The sequence below is a fragment of the Bdellovibrio bacteriovorus genome, assembly GCF_025558485.1.
GTDB lineage: Bacteria > Bdellovibrionota > Bdellovibrionia > Bdellovibrionales > Bdellovibrionaceae > Bdellovibrio > Bdellovibrio bacteriovorus_G.
Map to the genome: position 1 here is coordinate 250,578 of NZ_CP102930.1, position 25,008 is coordinate 275,585.

A 25,008-nucleotide genomic window follows, 5' to 3' on the forward strand; every position below is an offset into this window, starting at 1 on the left:
TTGATAATAAGAATGAGGGCTGTGGAAACTCATGGTTTTCTCAGAGGGGGGTGGCTAATTTTTTCATGAATTCCCGGGCCGAGCAGGGCTGCAAAGAACCCAATCCCTGCCCCGCCCAAAGGGACTGAAAATCGGTCTGCCCCAGCTCTTGCGCACGTTTACGCAGTGGTGTCGTCAGCCAGTGCTGAATCGGATACGCCGGAATTTCCTCTTCGTGTTTTTTCATTTCTGCGGTGAATCTGTTGGTAAGCCCCCGAGCCCAGCGTCCCGTGAAGACTTTGATCATTTCAGACTGCTGCGGTGTTGCCGCAAGCAGCGCCTGTTTGTATTCGCAAGAAGCACCACTTTCATCGCAGACTAAAAAAGCCGTGCCGATCTGAACCGCAGCAGCCCCGACCGCCGTCACGCGTTCCAATCCCTGACGATTAAAGATTCCGCCAGCCGCAATCACCGGAATTTTTAGATTTCCAGCCAAAGTCCGCACCAGTTCTTCCGTGGGAATAAATTGGAAAGTATCACCAAGGAAAGATCCGCGATGCCCGCCCGCTTCCGCCCCCTGTGCCACCACCGCATCACAGCCCTGTTCCTGTAGAACAAGGGCCTCTGCCAGTGTCGTTGCGGTACCCATAATATAGACACCCTGGGACTTTAAAGCCTGCATCTGCTGAGGATTTAAATGACCAAAAGTAAAACTAAAAGCCGGAACTTTTTCCTGCAAGACCACGTCCCACTGTTTTTCAAAAAGCTGCGGATCAAATTTCAGTCCCGGAACTTCAGACATCCCCAGTTCCTTGTAATAAGGAGCCAGCCATTCTTTCATCTTTTCGACCTGCGCTGTTTCAACCTGCACAGGATGGGGGATAAACAGATTTACAGAAAACGGTTTCTGCGTGCGGGCCTTCACCGCGCGTATCAAAGAGCGTAAGGCCTCAGGCGACATATAACCTGCTCCGATGGAGCCCAGCCCACCACATTCGGACACTTCAGAAATCAGCTCTGCCGTGGTGAATCCACCGGCCATGGGTCCTTGAATGATCGGCAGATCGGTCAGTGTCCAGTTCATTGGAAAATCCTACTTAAACATGAATTTAAAACGCGGAACCTTTTCCCCGTTTACATCCACCAGTTCATTCCACATAGAGGCCGGACGACTCCACAAACGTCCCAACGGATTGTCGTACAAAGATTCATACAAAATCACTTCTTCCAAAGTTTCACTGTGACGACCCACTCCGATCACACGATAAGGTTTTCCCTTGTAGTGCTGGTAGATGGCCCCAGGAATAACATCTGCTGTCGGTTTTTCGTTCTGCATTTATCTTCCTGACTCTTTCAGAAGACGGGATTTTTCTTTTTCATACAGCTCAAAGGATTCAGTGATGATCTTCAGTGTTTCCGGCAAATCCAAAAAGCCTTCGACTTCCACTTTTTTGTTTTCCAGACCTTTATAGATCTCAAAGAAGTTTCTGATCTCTTTCAACTGATGAGGGGCCAGATCCTTGATCGTCTGAACATGTGCCATCTCCGGATCATCTTCGTGCACCGCAATCACCTTGTCGTCGGATTCCCCCTGATCAATCATGCGCATGCAGCCCACAGGACGAGCACGCATCAAAGACAGTGGATAAACCTCGGCCTGTCCCAGTACCAGAATGTCCAAGGGATCATGATCCCCGCAATAGCTGCGTGGAATGAAACCATAATTGGCCGGATAGTGAACTGAACTGTACAACACCCGGTCCACCTTCAACAAACCTGAAGCCTTGTCCAATTCAAACTTGGTTTTGGAGCCTTGAGGAATTTCAATCAAAGCCGTTACAATCTGCGGAGCCTTTTCACCGGGACTGATGTCATGCCAAGGATTCATGGGGACCTCCAGAGGGGGTTATAAACTTTCCAGATGCTTGATGATCTCGGACTGAATCTGCTTCATCTCGGCATCAGAACGACGCTGAGCTCTTTTGAAATCCAGATCCGGAATGGACCAGGCCGGAATCAGATGCAAATGGTAATGAGGCACTTCAAATCCCGCCACCATCTGCCCCACACGCGGAGAACCTGCCGCCTTTAAAATAGCCTTGCCGATTTTCTGGGACACTTTATGAAGGTGCGCATATGTTTCTGCCGGAACCTCGGTCCAATGATTGATTTCTTCCTTACTGATCACCAGTGTATGCCCCAAGTTGACCTGGTCCAAGGCGAGGAAAGAAAGAACGCGGTCGTCTTCATAGATTTTGTAACAAGGCAGTTCGCCGGAAATGATTTTCGTAAATACGGAAGCCATGAGTTCTCCTTCAATTTATTCGGAACAGAAAAATCATGCCTTAATCTGAGACGTTTGGCCAGTCCTCCACAATTGTTCAACACTCCCCATTAAGAATAGAAGTCGGTCCAATACAAACCCTATGGTAGGCTGGAGTTTATGAGCACAATTTTTTTACTTGAAGATGATCCTGTGATTGGCAAAGCCGTTCAGTTGCAACTGGAGCTGGACAACTACAAGGTGGAATGGGTTCAGTCCGTCACCGAGGCCAAAATTAAAAGTAAAATGATTCAAGCTGACATGTTCCTGCTGGATATCAATTTACCCGATGGCACTGGCCTTGATTTTTGCCAATGGCTGCGCACGGAAGGATTAAAAAATCCAGTGATCTTTCTGACCGCACGCACGGATGAAGAAAGTGTGATTCAGGGATTTGATCAGGGGGCCAATGATTATGTTCGCAAGCCCTTCAGTCAACGGGAATTGACCGCGCGTATTCGCAACCAGTTGGCGGACAACAAACCATCCCTGGATCTTGTCCGCTTCGGAGGCCTGACTTTGATTAAGAATCAACAGATCCTGAAAAACGGTGAGTCCCTGATCAATCTGAATCGCCGCGAGTTTGAAATCCTGACGACTTTCTTTGAACATCCGGAAACAATTGTGACTCGTGAACAGTTGATTGAACGCCTGGCTTCAGGCGAGGAAATCTACGACCGCACGGTGGATTCTCACATCAGTCACATCCGTTCCAAATTACAAAAGAATGGTGTTACAGCAGTGAAGATCAACTCGGTCTATGGCCAGGGTTATCGTCTGGAAAAAGCCGTTTAGTCCTCTCCGGCCAGAGTATCCCTCCCGCTCTGGCCATCTCATTATGATCACAAGGTCCTAACTCCACAGTCACTCAATACTTGCTCGCTAGCATTAAGTTCAAAGGCGGGCGTATGTTTAAAAAAATTCTTCCAACCACTGTTCTTCTGCTTCTGATTCCCCTGGCTTCCGTGGCCCAGGTTTCCATGTGGGGAACCGGTATATACGGCGGAATGCAAAGCTGTTCGACGGGGATGAAAGCCGGAAATGGCGCCACCAGCGTTGATGACACCACCAAAGAAATCCAGGCCGAAATTCAGGAAGCCCAACAGCAATTGAAGGCCAAAAAATCCGAAAAGAAGAAAATAGACCGCACTTTGACCCGCACCAGACAGAATATTGAAAAATCCATCGCCAGCGACTATGCCGATTTTATTTTTGAGCACATGGAAAATTCCCGCCGCTGTGAAGAGTATCGCGGCATGCAATCAGAAAATCAGGACTTCACCGCTGAAGGACAAGAAGGCGAAGCCACCCTGCCCAACGCCAGCATGATTCCGGTTCATGGCTTCACCGTCAGCGAATGGCGCCAGTATTGCGATCAGGGTAAAAGCGGTTCCGTCAGTGGATCGGTCTGCACCAACATCAAATTCAAAGAAACCGACGGCGGCCGTCAGGATGCCACCACCTGTAAAAAAGGTCTGACTGATTATCGCAAGCAACATTCCCAGTCCGAAAAACTTCAAAGGGAAATTGAGGGACTTGAAGACACGATTGCCCGCGCCAAAGAGGATCTGAAAGATGCCAAGCAGGATGCTCTGGAAGCCCGTCGCGAGGGCCTGGCGCAAACTGAAGGTGATATTTGTATCGAGTGTATGCAACAAGGCAGTGGCGGACAGTCTCAACGCCCGCAAACAGACTGGGCCAATGTTATTGCCAATGTTGGAACGGGCCTTTTTGCCTCTTACATGGGTTACAAACAAAACCAAATGGTCGCCGAATACAATTCCAATGCAGGATGGCCGACACAGTCTTATCCGGCCCTTTCTTACGGCTATCCTTATCTGATGTCCGGTCTTTATGGGGCGGTTAGCGGCGCCACCGGTCAGGGAACCTTTGGCTGTGGCAGCACGATGGGTGGCACCGGCAATATGAATGGTCCGATGGGTATGACCGGGGCTTACGGAATGGGGGGCATGTATGGCTCTGCCGGAGGCGCGTTCGGATACCCGGCCGGAATGATGGGGAACAACATGGGCGGCGGAATCTATATGGGCGGCATGTCGCCATGGGGTATGAACGGTGGAGTGCCCAGCTATGGTTACGGCATGGGCAATATGATGGGTTATGGCTCGATGATGGGGAACAACATGATGAGCAGCATGATGGGTGGCCTTGTCGGTTACGGTGGGCTTATGGGTAGCTACGGGTCCATGATGGGATCAATGATGGGCACTGGCAATATGATGGGTTACGGAATCGGCTATGGCAGCAATATGATGGGCATGGGAAGCATGATGGGTTATGACTCGTCGTCATTGGCCTTACAGCAGCAAATGATGCAAATGCAATTACAACAATATCAAACGGCCATGCAGTACCAGCAACAGTATCAACAGCAAATGGTGCAAAAATACCAAACTGTCTCTTCCTTACAGCAGGAGCTCTACAGTCTGATGGCGCGCATTCAACAAGTACAGTATGGCGGCACCAGTTATATCGGCGGAACGCTGGGAACCGGAACTTCCATTTACACCGGCAGCTACGGTTCCACTCTCGTCCCCACTCCGATAACCAACTCAACCACCACGATCACTCCGACCGTGATCCCGGCCAGTCGATAACTGCTTACCAGGCACCCAGCCTTAACAGGCGGGTGCCTTGCTTATAGGAATCCTCCGCGAATCTTAACACTCCATCAGAGCTCAGTTGAGATGTCAGGAAGACCATATAAACCGGCATCGGCTGTTTTAACTGCACACGCGTGTCGTTATCCAGAACCTCTCCGGGCTTGGCCATGTATCTTTCAATGGCCCGGCGATCCCAGGCCGTTCCCCGCATCAGGTATTCAGCGAGATCCACAGGCTTTTCAACTCTTACGCATCCGGAGCTGAGAAGTCTGTGGGGCTCCACAAACAGTTCCCGCTGATTGGTGTCGTGCAGATAGATCGCGTAAGAATTTGTCATCATAAACTTCAAAGATCCCAACGCATTCATGCGATGCGGTCGCTGACGAATATAGATATTGGCATCCTGATTCGGGTCCATATTGTACCAGTCGATACTGGCCGGATCGAGCTTCTGTGTGAAGGACTTGTTCCAGACCTCATAGTTGTGGCTGTCAAAGTACTGACGAATTTCCCACGGCCATAGATTTTTTATTTCCTCCACCTTATCTTCACGGAAAATTGTCGGTGGCACCACCCAGAAGGGGTTGATCACCAGATAAACGATTTTGTCTTTCATCGTGGGTGATTTACGTTCCGGGCGACCATTGATTGTACGGAAGCTCATCGTGTAAAGACTGCCACCCGTTTTATCCACCAGACTGAAATAAGACATCGCCAGATTCACAAAGATATAGCGATCTTCAAAGTATTGCGGGAACCAGCGCAGCTTTTCCATGTCCAAACGCACCTGCCGCATGCGCTCCTGACAGGACACATTCAAATACTTCCAGGTCTTTCCCCCCGGAGAAATTTTGCTGTCGGGTTTAAAGCGTAAATTCCACTGAATGTCATTCACCGCTGCCACCACTTTGTCATCAAAAGCATTGTCCAGACTGTTCATCGTATATCCCAGCTGGGACATACGGCTTTTCAAAGGGATCAGCACAGGATCTTTGCTTCCCAGCTTCAGGGTCTTTTTCACTTTGGGAAGGGCCACCCATTCCCCCGCCTGACAGATGCGGTCCAATTTACGCAAGCTGTCCCGCAGGGCCAGATACTGTGGCGACTGAGGTGACATGGCTTCCAACACAGCCCACGGATTGTATGAAACGGCCACCAGCTTCGCCTCCAGTTCTTTCACTGTGGGAAACACCTTCCGTGTCAGTTTCACATCCACGCCCACCAGAGCCGGGTCCACCACACCTGAAGACACATCTCTTAACAGCCGCAGAAAATTTAAATTGGCCTGGGATTTCAGATTCGGATTACCCGAATCCTGAAGGTAAGTGGACTCCATCGAGTCACTCCAGTAGCTTTTCGTATTCACACCGTGGTCTCCGGATCGAATCATCGCCTCGCGCAGATCCATCAAGGATATTCTATCTACAACGGTCAGGTACTCCTTTTGAGTCTGTGCATTCACAGCCAGGGACAGGCTCAGAACAACCCAGAAAGCCATGAAACGTATCAACTCCATAACCCCTCCTCATGTTCTTCCTTATCTAAATTTTGGCCATAAACGGGCTGCAATGTTAGGGTTGGACTGGGCCTCTGCCCGGATTCTTTCCAAAACTAAACCTAACATCTGCAATTGGACATTTTTCTGGCTTCGAGTTTGCTCCTTACCAAAAGTGACAGGAGTCTTGCTGCCGTAAGATATCTAATGCGAGCTGATCGCATAAAAGATCTACACCTGTTGAACTTTTTTGGGAGGTCTCAGAATGAGATGGTCAAAAACAATGCTGACTTTGGGTATGATTGCTTCTTGCGCGACGATGACTGCCTGTAAGAAGGAAAAGGTCGATGGCGCCAGCATTCACACTGCGCGCACCAAGCCAGCTGCTGAAAAAAGCAAGACTTCCCAGAAACAAAGCGATGTTGCCAATAAAGATACCAATACGTCATCACCTGCCAACACGGCCAATCTGTCTGCCGGTCAACGTTGCTATCAGGACTTGTGCTCCGCCAATGCCGAGCTTTCTTTGCCCAAGCTTTTAGCCGATGCTGAAAAACCCAGCGAAGCTCTGAAAAAATATTATGATGAAAACCTGGCGCCTCGGGTTTTGGAAACTGTCAATGCCCGAGTCCAACAGACAAATGCCACTCTTTCCTATATTGCGGAAAAGGAAGCTGAATTCGACAAGGTGGAAATTGCGGACGACCAGGCCCGCTTGATCAAAGCCATTTATATTATGGTTCATCCGGATGCCAGCGAAACACAAAAAACCGTTATCGGACTTCTTTCCGGCGAAGCCTTTATCAAGGCGCATTCTCTAAGACAGGTCAAAGGAGCTTCGGCTTACTTCACCTCCATCTACGCAGGAAAAAATCTGACGGAAGCCACAAAGCTTGAAATCAGCAAAATCCTGGAGCTGGAAGAAAAGATCAACAAAGCAGCAAAAGGCCGCATTCTGAATATGAAAACAGGCTCTTTGCAAAGATTCCTCAATGGCGAAGTCATTGAAATGGATGAGCTGGAAGGTCTGGCTGACAGCAGCTTTGCCATGCGCCTGATTGATGCGGTGATGGATGAAAAAAGCAACATCCCCCAGCAAATCAATCTAAGTATGGAAGAGATGAAACAGATCTACGGTAAAGCCAATTTGCAGGGCCAACTGAAAGACCTGGAGTCTGAAAGATCCCAGATGCTTGCCTTGTGCGAAAAGGAAATGACGAAAGCCATGAATCTTTACCCTCAGGAAAAAGAGGTGGCGGAGTTCAAGGCCACCACCGAACAGGTTCGTAAACAGGTTCTTTCTTTATTAAGTGCTCAGGATGCAGCTTATGGCATCGTTCAAAAGTCCGTGGTGTACAGCCCGATGACCAATGAAAAGGCCGTGAAGTTCTGGGCACAAAGCCTGAAGGACATGGCAGCAGATTCCAAGGACGCAGTCAGTGATCTGAAAAATCTGGATGCTTCAGGATCTTTCACGCTGGCGACAATCCTTTCCATGACTAGCAACAAAAAGCCAACCAACTGTTTCCATCTGGTGGATCTGCATATTTCAGACGCCACCCACACGATTGACACAGGAATCAAGGCGAGCTGGTTGTCGGTGAAAAAACCGTCCTATGGCGTGGCGATTCTGGCGCACGAGTTCGGCCATCTGATTTCAAAATTCAGTCAAAGCTATAATTCGCAAAAATCCTGCCTGGCAGGCAAACAAGGCAACACCCGCTTTATGGAAGAAGACTTTGCCGATGTGATCGCCGGTAAAGTTGTGGCCAGCCTGCAAAACAGCCTGAACGGAAAAAGTAACTATGGCTGTCTATTTGCTTCAGCGGAAGACACCCCAAGTCTGCAAGTCATTAAAGAGAATACGGAAACTATTCATTCCTCAGGTTTGTTCCGTGCTTTGCAACTGGCGCAGCTAAAGAAAGCGGCGATCCCGGAAAGCTGTAAACAGGCCGCACAAGAACAGGCCCCTAAAGCGCTGGATAAGTGCGAATAAGAAACAGATCCCGAAAATAAAAAACCCACACCTTCAAAGTGTGGGTTTTTTTGTTTCCATAACGCAAGTGCACTACCAAAAGTAAGGCCGTACCTTAGCGTTGGTTGGCTGGGGTCCATTTCAGACCCTCTTTGCCTGCCCATTTGCCGCGTGGACGGTAGATACGGTTGTTTGCATACTGCTCGAAAGCATGTGCGCACCAGCCGGAAATACGAGATGCTGCAAAGATCGGCGTGAACAAATCTGTTGGGATACCCATAGAGAAGTAAACCGTTGCAGAGTAGAAGTCCACATTCGGCATCAAGCCTTTTTCGTTGAACATGGTGTCGTCGATCAAAGTGGACATTTCATACATGTGGTGGATACCAGCATCTTTAGTCAACTTGTCAGACATACCACGCAAGATGCGCGCACGAGGGTCGCCGTTTTTGTAAACGCGGTGACCGATACCCATTACTTTTTCTTTCGCAGCCAAAGCGTCCTTAACGAACTGCTGGGCTTTTTCCATGTTGCCGATTTTTTGCAGCATCAGGATAACCTGTTCGTTCGCACCACCGTGCAAAGGACCTTTCAACGCACCAATCGCAGAGACGATTGCAGAGTGAAGATCAGACAAAGAAGACGCTGTCACGCGAGTTGCAAATGCAGAGCAGTTCAATTCGTGGTCAGCATGAAGGATCAGGCAAGTGTCCATTACTTTTACGTGCTCAGCTTTAGGCTCAGTCCCGCCACCCAGCATGTACATCATGTTCCAGGCCATGGATTTGTCTGTTTTTGGAGCCACAGGCTCTTTACCTTTGCGAATTGCATCGAATGCACAAAGAAGAGTTCCCATTTTTGCAGTCAAACGCAGAGCTTTACGCAAGTTTGCATCAGCGCCGTTGTCGTTGGCATCAGTGTCCCAGTGAGCCATCAAAGACACGGCTGTACGCAACCAACCCATCGGGTGAACGTTTGTCGGGATTGCTTTCAATACTTTGATGAATTCAGGGCTTAAAGCCATTTCATTGTGAAGTTGAGTGGAGAAAGCCGCCAGCTCTTGAGCGTTTGGAAGTTTGTCGTTCCAAAGAAGATACGTTACTTCCTCAAAAGTGGAGTTCGCAGCCAAATCATCGATCGTGTAACCACGGAAATTAAGAGAATCACCAACGATAAAAGATACTTTCGTTGTACAAGCAACAACGCCTTCCAAACCCTTGTCCAAGGCGCCTTCATAGATATTTACTTCAGCCATCGCAGTTTCCTTTCTGACTTTTTCATTCAATAGCATTTTAGACTTATCAATAATTTTGACAAGTTGTCACGGAGTTCCCGCCCCAAAGTCGCATAAACCACCGCACTGAAAATATAGTAAAAATCAGGTTCTAACGGGAAGCCAACTTGATAACTCGGTCTTTGACTTCGGTGACGATCAGGGTCTGATCACGGACCGGGTCCGGTTTACCCGAGTACTTTTCATTGGCAAAAAGAATCTCATTGCGAAGCTCATGAACCCCTTGCTTCGGGGCCCGAGAAATCGCCTCGGAAATTCCATGTCCACCCCAGTTCACCCCCAGGGAGTTCTGGGACATCTTCAAGCCTTCGGTCGCCAGAATCAGACGATCCCGCGGATTTAGTTGGATCACTCTACTTTGAGGCTCCGTGTTAAAATCTTTACTTAAGCTCGGGCCGGTCGGCAAAAGCTCGACCAAACCTTCCCGTCCATAGACCTGCATAAAGCCGTCAATATTACCAATGGAGCAGTACTGCATTTCAAAACTGCGACGATCCACGATCCCGTAAAAGACGCTGGCCTTATCTTCGTTCTGAATATTGGGAACGACTTCCTTGGCAAGAAGCGCCACGACTTTATGCGCCTCCAGCCCGCGACGGGCTTCGATCTGAGAAGATATCTTAATGATCATGGACAGAAGCAACGAAGACAGGGAATACCCGCTGGCACTGGAAATCAGGATTCCGAATTTCAATTTGTCTTCGTGTTCAAAAATATCGAAGTAGTCACCACCGGATCTCGTCCCCGGCAGAAACTTGGTGCTGAACTCAAAGCCCTGAACATTAGGAAGCTCGGTCGGAGACAAAAACTTTTGCAGAGTCTGCGCCAGCTTCAATTCCTGACTGACCTGACCAATCATTTTTTCCAACGCGCCGTTGGCCTTGGTCAGTTCCAGACGATAGCGGTGAAGCTCGGCTTCTTTTACCGCCAGTTCATGTTCCAGTTCTGAAATTCGCTCTTTAAGTTCGTCTTGTTCTTTTGCCATGACGGCTTATCTTAAATTCTTTTTTACTGCCAGTCGTGAAGGAACATATTCAACTGTTCTTCTTCGGCCTTTAGTCGAGCCTGAATCGGTGCGGGGACCTGCCCCTCTTTCAGGGTTCCCAAGCCTTGCAGATGATAGCGAATCTCGCTGTGTCTTTTGTGGACTTTTTCACGTGCCCAAACCATCACCGGAGCCGACAAAAGCCCCCACGTCTTCCAGTGTGACCCAAAGTATTTTGAGTCCTGCATTTCATCCACCGGCGCCTTGGCACCAAAGTGACCCCAAATCATCTGGGCCATCCACTGCGCTGCCAGAATCAATGCGAATAACAACACAAATTGCAGACTCTTTTCCTGAAAAGATGCCAAACCAGAGGTGAAACCCAGCCCCAAAAAGGTTCTGACTTCTCCAGCTATCAGTAACCCCACAACGGCTCCGACAGCGGACACTCCGGCAAACTGCGCCGCCATGTGACGGCATTGCTGGTTCAAAGATCGACTTTGCCACCAGAAGAAGATCATACGACCCACACGTTCCCCGGCAACCAGCCCCAGGGCCCCGTTAAAGGCGATGGTGTTTGTCAAAAGCAGGCTTAATGCCAATGCCAGCGACCAGAATTCAATCTGCACCACCAGACTTAGAAGCATCGCCAGCACAAAGAACATCACTACCGTCGGAAAACGGCCATCCGCCAGAAAGAACGCCACTTCACTTTGCCCCAGGATTGTTTGAATCACGCTGGAATTGCGAAGCATGCTTTCACCGCCCACTAGAAACAACCCCACGGCCCCCACGAACAACAGCACATCACGGGCTTTTGTGCTCACAAAAACCGTCAGACACACAAGACCAGCAACGCCCAAAAGAAAGAAACCATTAAAGCTCATGAACAAAGAACCCAACAGCAAAACCCACCACACCCCCAGGGTGCTTAAACACATCACCAAGGCACTGGGATGCGCTGGGAGAACACGCAAGTTCAGAAGCGCCAGCCCCGAATACAAGGACTTCTGCGGAGAAGCCTCCAGCATCACCACACTCAAGGACCGCACAAACAGGGTGCTAAGCCCGCCTTCCAGGCCTTTATCCAAAAAACTTTTTTGCAAACCGGAAAGCAGTTTTGCCAGAAGCTGCTGCGAATACATCATCCCGGCCAACATCAGAACAAAACTACCCAACCACATAAGTATCATAGCGAACCACCTTTCCTTCGTAGGAATGACGAACCCCCGGCAGCAGTTCTTCGGCCTGCATCGGGCGTTTCACCACCACTCGCTGCACAGGCCAGGTCAAAGCTTCCTGTAACACCAGACTGGCGTCTTCGTCATGTCCGACCAGATCCCTGAAGACAACCATTTCCTGCTTTGGCAAAGCGGACTTTTTCTTGTGCGGATACATCGGATCAAAATAAATGGAATCAATTTCAAGCTGGCCCTTGTTCTTTTTCAAAAACTCCAACGCGTCACCAAAATGCAGCTGGTAGGACTTCAGATATTCTTTTTTCGTGCGTTCAAACGCTTCGGACAAAAGCGCATAAAGAACCGGTGAACGCTCCACACCCGTGACAGTGAACCCCAGTTGAGTCAGAAACACGCTGTCGATTCCCATGCCCACGGATAAATCCAGAATCCGCCGGGCCCCTTTGCCCACGCCCAGCGCTTTAGCAATCAGTTCATTCTTGCCACGATGACCTTTGCGTTCGTAATCCAGATGATTTTTATCGAAATCAATTTCCAGCAAACGTTTTTCCAGATCGCGCACAAACACGCGGTCACCTTCGATAAAAAAATGGAAGAAATAGTTTTCAGGATTTTCCGGATTGAGCGGCGCTTGCAGAAAGGCCGCCCACTTTTCAGCTTTTTCCAGACCGGATTGATCGGCCCTGACACAAATGCGAGAACCGCTTAGCGGAGCAGATACCACAGACACTCAAAAACCCACATGCCGATGGCCAACAGGAATAAATAAAAACCCGAACGGAATACAGCCTTCATATCACTGCCCACAGGACTGGAAATGTTTTTCACCTTCTTGATGAATCCCGCAGAAGCAAAAACCAGCACCGCTGTCAGATAAACACCCCAGTAAAAGCCTGCATACAACAAATGATAAACCAAATTGAAGATGATGAATAAGATCCACCACGCCGCGATCAAACGTCGGGCTTTATCAAAGCCCAGCCAATTCACGGTATTGGTAAACCCCGCCTGACTGCTGGGGAAGATGTTCATAAAGTTGCGCAAATGAACCATGAACAGAATCAGCCAGCCCCAGACACAACCCAGCCAGAAGCTTTCAATATCAGCAGGCACACCCATGGACATCTGGAAGCCCACCGTCAACAACGGTCCCAGCATCACAAACAGCGCAAATTCCCCGCCAATACGGTACTTGAAAGAGTTCTGTTTTTTAAACTGTGCCCACAGACCGATCCCCAGACTGACTCCGATAATACCGGCCAGTTCAGGAAACGCAAAAATCAAAGGAACGGCACACAGAATGGCCATCGCCAAAAAGACAGTGGAAAGACCTTTTACCTGCGCCGCTGTAACCCACCCGCTTTGAATGGCACGACTGCCACTGCGTTCAAGCACACGGTCAACGCCCTTCATGTGGTCCATATAATCGTTGCGCAGATTGATCGCGATAAAGGCCAGCAAAACACCCACAGTGGCAATAGTCGTCGTCACCGGGTCCTGCATGGTGCGATCATCAACATTTTTGGTCATGATTAAAAACAGCGGCAGGAAAATCAGCAGAAAGCTGCGGACTTTGTATATTTGTGCAATCGCCGTCCAGAAAGACGGTTTCGGAATTTCAGTTAAAGACATCACCCTGAACGTCACCGTTTCAGACGCGGAATTTACATTCAGCGTCTGCTGCGGCAAAGCTCTCTGCGTCTTTGAAAAAGTCCCAAGCAGGTAAGATTCAAATTCGGGATTCTTTTTTGAAAGCGTGATCAACTCACTCACGAAGGCTTCCTTCTCCAGTACAGGATCTCTGTCAACGGGCGAAGCTGATCAATCAGCTTTTCCTCACCCGGCTTCAGGAAGGTTTTCAGGCGCTCCAGATGATGATCGTACATTTTGATCAGACCCTTGTTGATTTCGTCAAACTCCAGAAGCTTCTGATCAAAGCGGGCTTTGCCACCCACATTGGCATAGTACTGTTCCAGATTTTTACTTTTCACAATGTGATCAATCTCGTGACGGGTGGCCCCTTGGCACATAAAAGCCCCAAAGGAATTCAGATAACCTGACTTCAGGTCGCCCAGAATCGCTTTGCCTTCGTCATTGCGGATGTCATAATCCAGAAGATCATCACTGCGCTGGAACAACTGGCCCAGCAAAGTTCCCATTTCGGAAAGAATGTTGTGCAGTTCCTCGTCGTATCGTTCCTGGGCGATGAACGGCGCACGAATGCACCATTTAAACAAACTGGCTGTTTTCAGATTGTGAATGCGATCCAGTTGTTCGATGGTCACAAAGAAATCACCCACAACGGAATCCTGCAACCACTCACCTTCCAGAAGATCAGAAATCACCTCGGCCGTGTATTGCACCAGCTTGATGTTGCCGTGACCGGAAAGATTCACCATCACTCGCGCCAGCAGATAATCACCCGCCAGCACCGCGTATTCAGGAGTGTACTTCAACCACGCCGCTGTTTTGCCACGGCGAAGATGAGAACGATCAATCAGATCATCATGCAACAGGGAGGCGTTGTGAATAAACTCGATAGTCTGGGACAAAAGAAGTTCTGTCTTGGGTTCAATGCCCAGGTGAGCGGACATCATGCGAATCAGTTTTGCACGAAAGCCTTTCCCGCCGGAAAAAAGATCATCGTAAAGCTTGTTTAGCTTCGGCAAATAGGCAGGGAAATCCTTTGAATCATAGACTTTCAGATCAATGACGCTGCGTTGCAATTTTAACTCCTCAAGAGGGCGACTGATCCCGCTAACTTCGCGATTTATCTGCTTGCTGTCAAGGGATCAAAGGCCGTAAAGTCCGAGACATTATGAATAAAGTCTTTCACACAAAGAAGACCATCACCTTCCGGGAAGCCGATCCCGCGGGGATCATGTTTTTCGGAAATATCTTTGGGTTTGCCCATGACGCTTTCGAGCAGTTTATCGTGGAAGCGGGTTACACCTGGAACGAATGGTTCGGCAGTCGTGAACTGCTGATTCCCCTGCGCCACACGGAATCCAATTTCCTGGCGCCGTTTGTCCCGGGTGAAACTTACGATGTTCAGGTGTGCGTGGCGAGCTTTGGCGAAACTTCCTTCAAAATGAAGTACGTCTTTAGCCACAATGATAAAACCAATGCTGTCGTGACCATGGTTCACGCAGTTATTGACGGAAAGACCAAACAGAAAACGGCATTGCCATCCCTGATGAAGTCGCGCTTGGAGCCCTATTTGGAATCCACCGGTCAGGGTTGCTAGAGGAGCGTGATGGAAGAATTCAAATTTACAGGAAAAGAATGGTGGCGCGAAGGCGTTCGTTTTGAATGCACAGGTTCCGGGAAGTGCTGCACTTCTCACGGCGAGTATGGCTTCGTTTATCTAAGCCTGGAAGACCGCCAGCGTTTTGCCAAACATCTAAAAATGCGCACCGGGGATTTCACCCGTAAATACTGCGATATGACCGGCGGCATCTGGCATCTGAAAGAAGACCCGAAAAACCCGGACTGCATGTTCTTAAAAGGCAAAGGTTGCAGCGTCTATGAGGCACGCCCAGCCCAATGCCGTACCTGGCCGTTCTGGCCCGAGGTGATGAACGCCAAATCCTGGGCCAAGGATGTTAAAGCCTTCTGCCCTGGGGTCGGCCGCGGCCCGGTGATTCCCGCTGACAAAATTGAGCAACAGATCCGCGAACAGATCGAAAGTGAAAAAGGCTGGGGCAAATAAGCCCCCTTTTTTTGCCACTTTTTGTCTCTTTGTCTGCTCCTCTGCCAGGGAGCACTGTCCACTCATTTGACAATGCTGAATTACCTTCCTTCTCCATTAGATTCCGCACTTGCAATCCTCTGCCAGAGGAAAAATATGGTACAAAGGCTCCATATGAAAAAACTAATTCTCCCCCTATTGGCAGCAAGTCTTCTTTCCATTCAAGCATTGGCAGGCAATCCCAAGGATCGCTCCTACAAATTCTGCGATGATATCACCAGCATCGACAAACTTCTGGATCGCAGCCGCGAATCTGTGGATCGTCTAAAACGTGAAGGTCTGAATGTGGAACGCATCGTGGTTTCCAAAGATCGCCGTCAGCTTTATCTGGTTTCCGGCGAAACTTTGCTAAGAACTTACACTGTGGCATTTGGCTGGAATTTTATTGGTCACAAGCAATTTGAAGGCGACGGAAAAACTCCGGAAGGTATCTACACCATTGATTATAAAAATGCGCAAAGCCAGTTCACCAAGTCTTTGCATGTGGACTATCCGAACAAGGCCGATATCGCTTACGCGAAATCCCAGGGGCGTTCTCCGGGTGGCGATATCATGATTCACGGTTTGCCTTCAAATCCGGCGAAATACGAACGCATCAGCAAAATTCATCCCTTGGATTGGACACTGGGATGTGTGGCTGTAACGAATGCCGAAATCGAAGAGATCTTTGCTTTAACCAAAGAAAGAACTTTGGTTGAGATCTGCAAGATCAGCCCGGCAAAATAAGACGTCGTCCTGGTTTAAGGACGACGCAGCAGATACTTTCTTTCCACACCCTGAAGGCAGGACAACTTGCCTTCATCGGTGAAGACCTTCTCACAGATTCTGACTTCATCGGCGACAATAAACTTATTGCGCAACAATCCCAGACACTGAATCTTTTCGTCATCGGAAAAACGACTGGCGCAGAAGCCGACTGATTCCACAGTGAACAGCTCTGCCGCGCTCAGCTCTTTCAGACAACGGCGTTTATCATCATCGGCAAAGAAAGACTGACACAAGCGGGAAGCCGCCTGCAGTCCCGGTGTCGGGTCCACTTTCAAGCGGGTTCGATACGGGAAAGGTCGGTGGATTTCTGCCAGACAACACGCTTTTTCATCATCGAAGGTCAGGGATTCACAAACCTGCACTTCCTCGACACGAATGTCACTGTTGTGAATTCCCCGCAGGCAGCGCACACGATCTTCATCAAAGTTTTGTTGCCTACAGATCGGCAGGGCTTCTTTGGTAAACCAGTTGGCGGAACTTTCTATCTGAACACAAGCCGGAATCACCGTTTCATCTTCGATCTGAGTGCAAAACTGCAACGCTGCCATCAGGCCCGGCACAGGATCCGGAAAGGGAATCGCACGTGCAGATACAGAACTCATCAGAACAAAGACTAATAACATGTGTTTCATATTAAGACCCCTTGTTCTCACTATTCCGCCGAACGTGAGCAGACTCAAGACATACTAGGTCAAAATGAAGCAACGACCTTACAAACCGACAAGAGCCGCACCGATTCTCAGTTTGGCGCTTTAGGGGGCCTAAGAGCCTGTCGAAAAGAACCCTATGATGCACGTAACTGGTAAGAAACTCAGTATTTTTCTGTTTACATGTTTTTTAGTCGTCGGCTGTAAGGACCCCGAGTTGGAGATGTCTCCACTGGGTAAGAAACTTCCCGCACCGACACTGAAAGGCACAAATCCTTTCGAACAGGACTTCGACAGTCAAAACTACGCCCGCATTCAAGGAAGCTGCGACACACGTGTCAGCACGGTCTTTATCAGCTTCGACAAAAATATCTGGCATCAGGCGCCGGCGACACCTGACATCACCGGAACCTCACTGCCTTCGGGCCAGACCAATGACGTCAACTGTTCTGATGGCACCTTTGACATCTATCTGACGAAGAACGATCTGCTTCATCTTTGGGGAATCAACAGCGGATCAGATGATGTTGATGCGATTTACATCAAAGGCCTTTCAGCCATTGGTGACACAGAAATGCTTTCCTTGCTTGATATGACCCCGGGCAATGGCGGAGGAAATGGTGACGGAGGAAGTGCTGTTGCCACAACCATTAATCTTGAAAAGAACTGGCCCCGTGGTTATGCCGGCGCCAATCAGTGCGGATCTTTCTTTGTTTATCTCAGCAACTCATCCGGTCATCAGGCGACGCATACCTCGGATATCACCTTCGGGATTAAACAAAGTCTTTCCGGCAATAATGGCACAGCCATTTCTGCGCACTCGAATTGGGTGGACTGCCATAGTGGAGCCAACACCACGGACACTTTCAAAATTCCGGCAGGGGCCAACTATGCCGAAGTTATCTATCGCTTCCCAAGCAGTCCGGTGGATGGATTGCTAAGCTTCTCCTTAGTCAGTCCATCGGCTTTAACTGCCAGTCCCGTGGCTGCTAACGTTATTCTGCGCAGCTCAGAGGACACGTCCCTGCAACGCTGGCTGTCCCTGGATCAGACCGTTTTGCAGCTTTATAAAAATGTCTGCTATCCATTCCGCCTTCGTTCGCAAATGTACAACAACAATCCGGCAGACGACCAGTTTGGTGGCACTCTCAGCGTCACCGCCACTGATGCCCGCTTAAAATTCTATAGCAACGAATCCTGTACAACACGTGCCACCGAGCTCACCTTTGCCAGCTATGATCCTGTTTTGAAGGGATACATGAAATTTGTCCCAAGTGGAACTGATACAGAAAGCTTTGTGACCTTCCAAGTGACAGCCACAGGAGCCACGGGCAACACCTACAGCTACGACACCCAACCATTGGAATTCCGTGCTGACCTAAGCGATAAAAATATCGTGACCAAGCTGGACTTCCAGGGCCCGCGCGATGTTGTCAATGGCGAGTGTCACCTTTATCAAGTGGCTGCAATGAATGCCAACGGCACCTTGCTTCCAGTCAGCGCCAACTTGACTGTGAATCTTGACACGGCAGAGGATAACTTGGGTCAGTTCTTCTCTGATGAAGGCTGTGGCACTCCGACGTCTTCCATCTCTATCAACAAAGGCAAAAGCAGCACCCTTGTCTATTTTAATCCGGCAGCCACCACGGCCGGGACCTATCATTTCAATATCACGGCTGCGGGCCTGACCCCAGCAACACCGCTGGTGGTGATTCATTCCATTGCCAGACAGTTTAAAATTGTGCCGATGGATCTGACCTCTGGAAGCTGTAAAGCTATTTCCGTAGGGGTCGTGGATGGAGCTGGAATCCTTAAACCCGTGTCCAGTGCTGTCTCCACAACCCTGCAGATTTATCTGACGCCGGGTGGTTCCGCACAACTTTATGCCGATGCCAATTGTTCGACAGCGATCGCTGGTGGCACCGCCCCTGTGACAATACCTCAGGGGGGAAGCATTGGAACCGTTTATATGAACACGACCGGACTGGCGGGAACTGCCTTTACGATTTATGTAAACAGTTCCTCCGGTTACTATGGATCAGACTTTAACGGTGTCTTTAACTAATCCGGGTTAGTCGATCTTTTCATGCAAATACTTCAGAATCTTTTCGCGATCCTTCTCGGGATGGATTGCGAAAGTTTCTGTGTCACCATCAGTGCCGGCATACGTAATGGCCTGAGTGTCATCAATACACACATCCAAACAGCTCGAAGTCACCACACGAATTTTGGAAGAATCCCCGGATTCCTTGAAACTCTTTTTCAGGAACATTTTCAGATTGTCGGCGCTGTTACCCTCTTCCTCCAAAAGTTTGGAGCTGATGGACTTATGGCATTTCGTGCAAATAAGCACGATTCCTTTGGACCACGGGTTTTCTTCGCGTTTCATAGCTTTCTCCTCAACTCCGCCCACAGGATCTTACCCAGATCACTGCGCGGAATCTCTGACATATAATAAATTTTACGAACTTTTTCGAAGGGAAGCACTTTTTCCGCATATAAGTGCAGGACCTTCTGCGTGTCGGCTTCCGACAACATGCTGACAGCTTGGATCTCTGCCCCCAGCCTGTCAGAAGGCATATCCAAAACCGTGATTTTTACCGGCCAGTCTGGATTCAGCTGCAAGGCACAGGATTCCAGAACCGAGCGCAAGCGGGCCACATTAGTGCCTTCTCCGCCAATTTTAATGTAGTCCTTGCTGCGCCCTTCAATTTTTAAATTCCCATCGACAACCTGCCCCCGGTCCTCTGTGGTAAACCAGCCGTCGTCCTGCCTGGGGCTCCAATGACGAGGACCTTCCGGGGTGTTTTGGGCATAAAGACTGAATAAGGATTCCGCCCAAACCTCCAGATAACCTTCTTCGTTTAGACGGGCTTTTGCGTGGGACAACAAACCCATTTCCGGAAAATTTTCTGATTGCTTTAAAGACGCCAAAGATGCCGTGGCAATTTGTGAAGCCGTTTCGCTCATGCCATAGCTGGGAAGAACCGGCCACCCCAAAGCCCGGGCCTTCTGATACAAATCCATTTCAAAGGCACCACCCCCAACCACAATGGCACGCAAGTCCGAAGGACATCGATAATTTTGCGCCACCAAATCATACACTTGCGTGGGCACCAACGCTGACAGCGTGCACTTTTCATTGATCAGCGTCTGATAGAAGTGATGCACATCCCAGCGCCCGTCTTTTAATGCCGGGACCACTTTGGCTCCGCTAAGAGCCGCGCGAATCTCAACTCCCAATCCCCCCACATGAAAGTGAGGCAGCACCTGAGTCCATACATCCTGTGCATGGCTTTGCAAATGACGATTGACCGCGCTTGCAGAAGCAATCAAGGCTTTCTTGGAAAGTGCCACCAACTTCGTGGCGGAAATGGAATTGGCGGTGGAACCGGATGTCGCAATCCACACATGTCCCTGCAACTGCAACGATTCTTGAGTTTGGCGGGCCAGTTGATACAAAGCCTGATAGTCGGCTTGCGGCCAACGCGGATTCAGCAGAATTTCATTTTCTTCAGAGTGCAAATCTAACGGCTTTGCAGTGGCTGCCATGGCAATGCCTCCAACAAGCGATCAAAACCGATTCCCAGACCTTTGGTTTTTAACAGGTAAGGACCTTGCGTATTGATCTCTGCCCCGAACGATTCCATCTGGAACAGACGATATGTCAGGCAACCGGCTTCAAGAATCATGTCGCCATACTGCTTCTTTAAATCCATCGCCACGCCCAGCGCATGAAGCATTCCCACAGGATGATCCATGTAACTGGTCACGGTCATTTTCAGATTCCACTTCTGACAGTGTGCCACAGCCTTATCCACATCTGTCTTGGCGGGCTTAATCACCAACACATCGAAGGCTGCTGAGGGCAGTTTACCCCAGGGCACTTTGTCGTATTGATTATCCAAGGCAATCTTGCACAGTTTTCGCGCTTCATTCCACGCATGGAAATCAAAAGGGAATGGATCTTCGACATATTCAATCAACACGCGAACTGCGGGCGGAAGTCCGGTCATAAATTTTTCAAATATCTGCCAGCTTCCGACGGCATTAAAATCCAGACGCATACGCAGTCCCGCCGCCGCAATGTGAGTCAGCGCCACAGCTTCCTGTTGCAAATCGCGACCCATTTTGACTTTCACAGTGGTGAAGCCCTGTTTTTTTAGCTCGTCCAGAAAACCGGGCTTTAAATCCTGATAGTTGGAAAGCAGGTAGTTGTTGCGGATCTTTTCACCTGCATCAAAGATGTTCTTCTTTTGTTTCCTTAAGACAGCATCCCGGCGAGCCATCCAGATGCTTTGTTCCACCTGCGCTGTCATACGTCCCATGCGCAGGTCTTCAAGCTGTTCTTGCAGGGACAAATCCCCCAGCTCCGGCCAGGGATGCAGATCTGCGTATCCCATGTGCCCGTCGCTCCATTCCACTTTGAACAAAGCCCCCTGTCGGGCTGTGACATTCGCAACAGCGCTCAACAAGCCAACTGGTTTCAACGAATAAGGACTGGTGAAAATTTTAATCAAAAAGCAAATCCTAACGCGATAAGAAGACCAAACACCAGGTGCAATCCCGCAGCCTGCCCCAGAAACTTATTGTACGCCGGACTGGGCTCTGTGTTGAAAACATTTTTTGTCAGCTTGAAAGCCAGAGGCAGCGCCAACAACGACACAAGGGCGGCAATTTTGTAGCCCTCAAACCACCAGTAAAGATTCAGAACAAACGGCAGGAAGCTTAATGCCGCAATTTCCCAGCGGGAAAAACCCACCCCAAAACGAACCGCCAAAGTTTTCTTGTTCACCAGACGATCCCCCGAATGATCACGCAAATTGTTGATCGCAATCAATGTCGTCGCATGGAAACCGATTTGCAACCCCAGAACAAAAGCCTCTGACATCCATTCCCCGGTGTTCAGGAAAACAATTCCCATCACCGCCAGCAGGCCAAAGAAAAGAATCACAAACAAATCCCCCAACCCCAAATAGGCCAACGGGAACGGACCTGCGGTATAAGAATAGCCCATCAACACCGATGCAACTCCAATCGCCACGATAACCCAGCCGCCTTTTAACACCAGCGGAATCCCGCACAACACAGCCAAAAGGAAACACAAAGAACCCAAAAGCATGACCTGATTCGCCGTCAGAATCCCCGCCTGAGTAATACGCTGAGGCCCAATGCGTTTTTCAGTATCAGCCCCTTTTTTAAAATCCACAGCGTCGTTCACCAGATTCGTGCCGATCTGGATCAGGAAAGACGCCATCAGGGCATAAAACAGCACCCAACCATTCCAGGAAAGACCAATCGCCTTTACTAAGGCCGTCCCCGCCACACAGGGCACCAGGGCAGCAGTCAAAGTTTTGGGGCGAAAAGCGAGAAGAATATTTTTAATTCGGCCAGCAGAGATCATTTTGCATCGCATTGTTAAGAGTTAAATTTCAGTCTCTTTGTATCAGATTCTTTTCGCGTGACCAAAAGAATTTCTAAGGGCAAAAAGAGGAGGAATTGAAGATCACAGGGGGTTTTATGAGCGTATGGACAGGACTGGCATTTGTGGCGGGAGCCTTGATTTCCGGATTGCTGGTTTATTTCAAACTGAAAGCTCAAAACACTGCGGATCTTGCCCAAATGCAGGCCGATCTTTTGGCCGCGCAGATGAAAAATGACCTTCTGTCACAAAGTCTGAAAGAACAAAAGACCCTGATGGTAGAAGCAAAAAAACAGCAGGACGAACTGGCGCAAAGAATGAACACGCAGTTCGAAGTTCTGGCGCAAAAAATCTTTGAAGAAAAGTCCGCCAAATTCACCGACCAGAACCATAAAAATATCGCCTCGGTTCTAGAACCGCTTAAAGAACGAATTAAAGACTTCGAGAAGAAAGTGGAGGAAACCTATTCCACGGAACGTTCCGAGCGCGGGGTTCTGCGTGGAGAACTGACCAAACTAATGGAACTGAACAAGGTCATGTCCGCTGAAACCCAAAACCTGACCAAAGCGCTGAAAGGCGAAGTCAAAACCCAGGGCAACTGGGGCGAGCTGATTCTGGAAAATATTCTGGAACGCTCGGGCCTGCGCAAAGGGGAAGAATACATCATTCAGGGCACCGATATGGATTTACGCGGCGAAGACGGCCAGATCCTGCGCCCGGATGTGATCGTCAATCTGCCGGATGAAAAGCATCTGATCGTGGATTCCAAAATGACTTTGATCGCCTATGAGCAATACTCTTCCGCAGAAACCGCCGAAGAGCAGGAGCGCCTGGGCAAGCTGCACATTGATTCCCTGAAAAAACATATCGATGGTTTGTCAGACAAGAAGTACCACGCGGCTGATAAATTGATTTCACCGGACTTTGTGATTTTGTTCATGCCGCTGGAGCCTGCGTTTGCCCTGGCCTTTAAGTTGAAGCCCGATCTTTTCCAGTATGCCTGGGAAAAGAACGTGGCCATCGTAAGTCCCACAACCCTACTGGCCACCCTTCGCACCGTGGCGGCTTTGTGGAAACAAGACCGTCAGGAAAAAAATGCGCTTGAAATCGCAAAACGTGGTGGACTTTTGTATGACAAGTTTGCAGGCTTGCTGAAAGACCTGCAACACTTAGGCAACAAGCTGGAAGACGCGCAGAAGGCCCATGAAGACGTTATTAAGAAGGTCTCTGAAGGCCGCGGCAATCTGATCGACCAGGTCGAAGATCTGAAACGTCTGGGCGCAAAGACCGAAAAGTCCTTGCCGCAGTTAGAGCAGGCTTAGAACTGCCCTTTGGCATCTTGTGAGTAAGCACAAGGTGTCCTTGGAATTTGAAACTCTCCCCTTGAAAAATTAGCCTGATCAAGGGGCCTCATGACCAGAAAAAACTTTTTCCTATTAGGTCTGGCCGTTGTCATCGGCGCTTCGGTGTGGTTGCTTTATGCCTATCGGGGCATTCAAACCACGCAAACTGCCATCGTTGAACAAGTCGTGCAAATCCAACAGCGCCGCCCTGCCAGCGTTCCCGTTGTTGTAAGTGCAGCCCCAAACAACAAGGTCCTCGATGCCACCAAGGCCCGTCTGCGCAGCGAAACCGTCAATCTGCAACAACAACTCAAGCCCCAAACAACAAGGTCCTCGATGCCACCAAGGCCCGTCTGCGCAGCGAAACCGTCAATCTGCAACAACAACTCACCGAAGAAAATCGCAAGCTGGAACAGCAGCGCCAAGCCCTGGAAAACCTGCAAGCCCGACAGCGTGACAACACACAGGCGCCCACTCCGGATAGCTATGCCAACGAACTGCGCGAAAGCAATTTGCAGCTTCAAGATTTCATGATGGAGCTCAACAGCTATGATCGCCTAAGTCAGGACATCAATCGCCGCGCTGACGAGGCTCTAAAAGCGCAAAGCAGCCAGGCACAAACCATTCGCAATCAAATTGATGACAATATCCGCGTTCAACAGCAGGCCATTGCACAAACCCGCGAACAACTCGTCTATTGGCAGACAAACTTTAATGACATCACCGTTCAGCAGGCGCAACTGACGGACCTGAATGATTTGTTGTCACAACAGGAACAGCAACTGGAGCTGATGCAAAATGAAAAACTGCTGTTGTCTGCACAGGCCCTTGAAGGCCCCCGCAATGTGCAGGCCGAACGCGAACAGGCTTTGGCGGAAATCAACAGCAACCGTCAGGATCTGCAAAATGAAATTTCCGTGATGCGGGCCCAGATTCAAAGCCTGCAAGAGGACATCTATCAATCCACTGTTTCAGAAACCTCCCTGCGACGACAGCTTCTGCAAACTCAGCGAGCCTACGAACAACAACAGCAGCAAATCAGAAGACTGGAATCCTCGCTGCTGGAAAAGAACGCCGAGCTCAATGCACTGGAATAAAGACTTACTTTTTGGTCTGTCCCTTGCATTACCAATCTGAATGCAAACACAACGAAGCTACGCAATAATCCACCGCCATATCCGAACGTTCTTTGTCACTGTTTTG

26 protein-coding genes are annotated in these 25,008 nt (G+C 49.4%); 10 read left to right on the forward strand and 16 right to left on the reverse strand.

All coding sequences use genetic code 11. The annotated features are described in order from the left end of the window. Positions 1-40 precede the first annotated feature (40 nt). The 4 genes from EZJ49_RS01330 to EZJ49_RS01345 are packed head-to-tail and all read right to left on the reverse strand — an operon-like array spanning position 41 to position 2,284. Complete coding sequence (locus EZJ49_RS01330) at positions 41-1,063, reverse strand: NAD(P)H-dependent flavin oxidoreductase (RefSeq protein WP_262553666.1); 1,023 nt, start codon at positions 1,061-1,063, stop codon at positions 41-43. A gap of 9 nt (positions 1,064-1,072) precedes the next feature. Next, entirely contained in the window at positions 1,073-1,315 is a 243-nt protein-coding gene (locus EZJ49_RS01335; RefSeq protein ID WP_262553668.1) for a DUF1653 domain-containing protein, read from the reverse strand. After that, the gene (locus EZJ49_RS01340; protein WP_262553670.1) at positions 1,316-1,867 is read right to left on the reverse strand and encodes an inorganic diphosphatase; all 552 of its coding nucleotides are present in this window, start codon (positions 1,865-1,867) and stop codon (positions 1,316-1,318) included. Between the two features lie 18 nt (positions 1,868-1,885). Beyond that, a complete protein-coding gene (locus EZJ49_RS01345) occupies positions 1,886-2,284 on the reverse strand; it encodes an HIT family protein (protein WP_262553673.1) in 399 nt (132 codons plus the stop codon). 138 nt (positions 2,285-2,422) lie between these two features. On the opposite strand from EZJ49_RS01345, the gene EZJ49_RS01350 reads away from it, so the two are divergent. Together EZJ49_RS01350 and EZJ49_RS01355 are read left to right on the forward strand one after the other, a co-directional pair. Then, entirely contained in the window at positions 2,423-3,097 is a 675-nt protein-coding gene (locus tag EZJ49_RS01350; protein ID WP_262553675.1) for a response regulator transcription factor, read from the forward strand. Between the two features lie 113 nt (positions 3,098-3,210). Continuing rightward, the gene (locus EZJ49_RS01355; protein ID WP_262553677.1) at positions 3,211-4,920 is read left to right on the forward strand and encodes a septum formation initiator family protein; all 1,710 of its coding nucleotides are present in this window, start codon (positions 3,211-3,213) and stop codon (positions 4,918-4,920) included. Positions 4,921-4,924: 4 nt separating this feature from the next. Here EZJ49_RS01355 and EZJ49_RS01360 read toward each other — a convergent pair whose 3' ends face one another. After that, complete coding sequence (locus EZJ49_RS01360; RefSeq protein WP_262553678.1) at positions 4,925-6,442, reverse strand: murein L,D-transpeptidase; 1,518 nt, start codon at positions 6,440-6,442, stop codon at positions 4,925-4,927. Between the two features lie 244 nt (positions 6,443-6,686). Between EZJ49_RS01360 and EZJ49_RS01365 the strand changes: the two genes are divergently transcribed. Further along, on the forward strand, positions 6,687-8,417 hold the full coding sequence (locus EZJ49_RS01365) for a hypothetical protein (protein ID WP_262553680.1): 1,731 nt from the start codon (positions 6,687-6,689) through the stop codon (positions 8,415-8,417). 94 nt (positions 8,418-8,511) lie between these two features. On the opposite strand, the gene EZJ49_RS01370 is transcribed toward EZJ49_RS01365, so the two are convergent. From EZJ49_RS01370 to EZJ49_RS01395, 6 genes are all read right to left on the reverse strand, one after another. Continuing rightward, positions 8,512-9,651 (reverse strand): citrate synthase, encoded by a 1,140-nt coding sequence (locus EZJ49_RS01370; protein WP_262553681.1) that lies wholly within the window; start codon positions 9,649-9,651, stop codon positions 8,512-8,514. Positions 9,652-9,781: 130 nt separating this feature from the next. After that, on the reverse strand, positions 9,782-10,675 hold the full coding sequence (locus tag EZJ49_RS01375) for a PP2C family protein-serine/threonine phosphatase (protein ID WP_262553683.1): 894 nt from the start codon (positions 10,673-10,675) through the stop codon (positions 9,782-9,784). 23 nt (positions 10,676-10,698) lie between these two features. Then, on the reverse strand, positions 10,699-11,868 hold the full coding sequence (locus EZJ49_RS01380) for a hypothetical protein (protein ID WP_262553685.1): 1,170 nt from the start codon (positions 11,866-11,868) through the stop codon (positions 10,699-10,701). Further along, positions 11,846-12,604: a class I SAM-dependent methyltransferase gene (locus EZJ49_RS01385; RefSeq protein WP_262553687.1), complete on the reverse strand. Its 759-nt coding sequence runs from the start codon at positions 12,602-12,604 to the stop codon at positions 11,846-11,848. The genes EZJ49_RS01380 and EZJ49_RS01385 overlap by 23 nt, the downstream gene beginning before the upstream one ends. Further along, entirely contained in the window at positions 12,580-13,647 is a 1,068-nt protein-coding gene (locus EZJ49_RS01390; RefSeq protein ID WP_262553689.1) for a prenyltransferase, read from the reverse strand. The genes EZJ49_RS01385 and EZJ49_RS01390 overlap by 25 nt, the downstream gene beginning before the upstream one ends. Next, on the reverse strand, positions 13,644-14,600 hold the full coding sequence (locus EZJ49_RS01395; RefSeq protein WP_262553691.1) for a polyprenyl synthetase family protein: 957 nt from the start codon (positions 14,598-14,600) through the stop codon (positions 13,644-13,646). The genes EZJ49_RS01390 and EZJ49_RS01395 overlap by 4 nt, the downstream gene beginning before the upstream one ends. 92 nt (positions 14,601-14,692) lie before the next feature. Here EZJ49_RS01395 and EZJ49_RS01400 point away from each other — a divergent pair, with 92 nt between their 5' ends. From EZJ49_RS01400 to EZJ49_RS01410, 3 genes are all read left to right on the forward strand, one after another. Then, the gene (locus EZJ49_RS01400) at positions 14,693-15,121 is read left to right on the forward strand and encodes an acyl-CoA thioesterase (RefSeq protein ID WP_262553692.1); all 429 of its coding nucleotides are present in this window, start codon (positions 14,693-14,695) and stop codon (positions 15,119-15,121) included. 9 nt (positions 15,122-15,130) lie between these two features. Then, positions 15,131-15,586, forward strand: coding sequence for a YkgJ family cysteine cluster protein (locus EZJ49_RS01405; RefSeq protein WP_262553693.1), 456 nt, complete (start codon positions 15,131-15,133; stop codon positions 15,584-15,586). Between the two features lie 153 nt (positions 15,587-15,739). Then, positions 15,740-16,351, forward strand: coding sequence for a murein L,D-transpeptidase family protein (locus EZJ49_RS01410; protein WP_262553694.1), 612 nt, complete (start codon positions 15,740-15,742; stop codon positions 16,349-16,351). A 14-nt stretch (positions 16,352-16,365) separates the two neighbouring features. On the opposite strand, the gene EZJ49_RS01415 is transcribed toward EZJ49_RS01410, so the two are convergent. Beyond that, a complete protein-coding gene (locus tag EZJ49_RS01415; protein WP_262553697.1) occupies positions 16,366-17,025 on the reverse strand; it encodes a hypothetical protein in 660 nt (219 codons plus the stop codon). A 154-nt stretch (positions 17,026-17,179) separates the two neighbouring features. Between EZJ49_RS01415 and EZJ49_RS01420 the strand changes: the two genes are divergently transcribed. Further along, positions 17,180-19,105, forward strand: coding sequence for a hypothetical protein (locus EZJ49_RS01420; protein ID WP_262553698.1), 1,926 nt, complete (start codon positions 17,180-17,182; stop codon positions 19,103-19,105). Positions 19,106-19,111: 6 nt separating this feature from the next. Here EZJ49_RS01420 and EZJ49_RS01425 read toward each other — a convergent pair whose 3' ends face one another. The 4 genes from EZJ49_RS01425 to menA are packed head-to-tail and all read right to left on the reverse strand — an operon-like array spanning position 19,112 to position 22,456. Continuing rightward, positions 19,112-19,429 (reverse strand): (2Fe-2S) ferredoxin domain-containing protein, encoded by a 318-nt coding sequence (locus EZJ49_RS01425; RefSeq protein ID WP_262553699.1) that lies wholly within the window; start codon positions 19,427-19,429, stop codon positions 19,112-19,114. Continuing rightward, a complete protein-coding gene (locus EZJ49_RS01430; protein WP_262553701.1) occupies positions 19,426-20,592 on the reverse strand; it encodes an AMP-binding protein in 1,167 nt (388 codons plus the stop codon). Before EZJ49_RS01430 ends, EZJ49_RS01425 begins: the two co-directional genes overlap by 4 nt. Next, positions 20,568-21,560, reverse strand: coding sequence for an o-succinylbenzoate synthase MenC (gene menC, locus EZJ49_RS01435; protein ID WP_262553703.1), 993 nt, complete (start codon positions 21,558-21,560; stop codon positions 20,568-20,570). The genes EZJ49_RS01430 and menC overlap by 25 nt, the downstream gene beginning before the upstream one ends. Then, on the reverse strand, positions 21,557-22,456 hold the full coding sequence (menA, locus tag EZJ49_RS01440; RefSeq protein WP_262553704.1) for a 1,4-dihydroxy-2-naphthoate octaprenyltransferase: 900 nt from the start codon (positions 22,454-22,456) through the stop codon (positions 21,557-21,559). Before menA ends, menC begins: the two co-directional genes overlap by 4 nt. A 104-nt stretch (positions 22,457-22,560) precedes the next feature. Here menA and EZJ49_RS01445 point away from each other — a divergent pair, with 104 nt between their 5' ends. The 3 genes from EZJ49_RS01445 to EZJ49_RS01455 all read left to right on the forward strand — a co-directional run bounded on the left by EZJ49_RS01445 (position 22,561) and on the right by EZJ49_RS01455 (position 24,902). Continuing rightward, entirely contained in the window at positions 22,561-23,784 is a 1,224-nt protein-coding gene (locus EZJ49_RS01445) for a DNA recombination protein RmuC (RefSeq protein ID WP_262553705.1), read from the forward strand. 90 nt (positions 23,785-23,874) lie between these two features. Beyond that, a complete protein-coding gene (locus EZJ49_RS01450) occupies positions 23,875-24,339 on the forward strand; it encodes a hypothetical protein (RefSeq protein ID WP_262553707.1) in 465 nt (154 codons plus the stop codon). After that, positions 24,336-24,902, forward strand: coding sequence for a hypothetical protein (locus tag EZJ49_RS01455; RefSeq protein WP_262553708.1), 567 nt, complete (start codon positions 24,336-24,338; stop codon positions 24,900-24,902). The genes EZJ49_RS01450 and EZJ49_RS01455 overlap by 4 nt, the downstream gene beginning before the upstream one ends. The last annotated feature ends 106 nt before the right edge of the window (positions 24,903-25,008 follow it).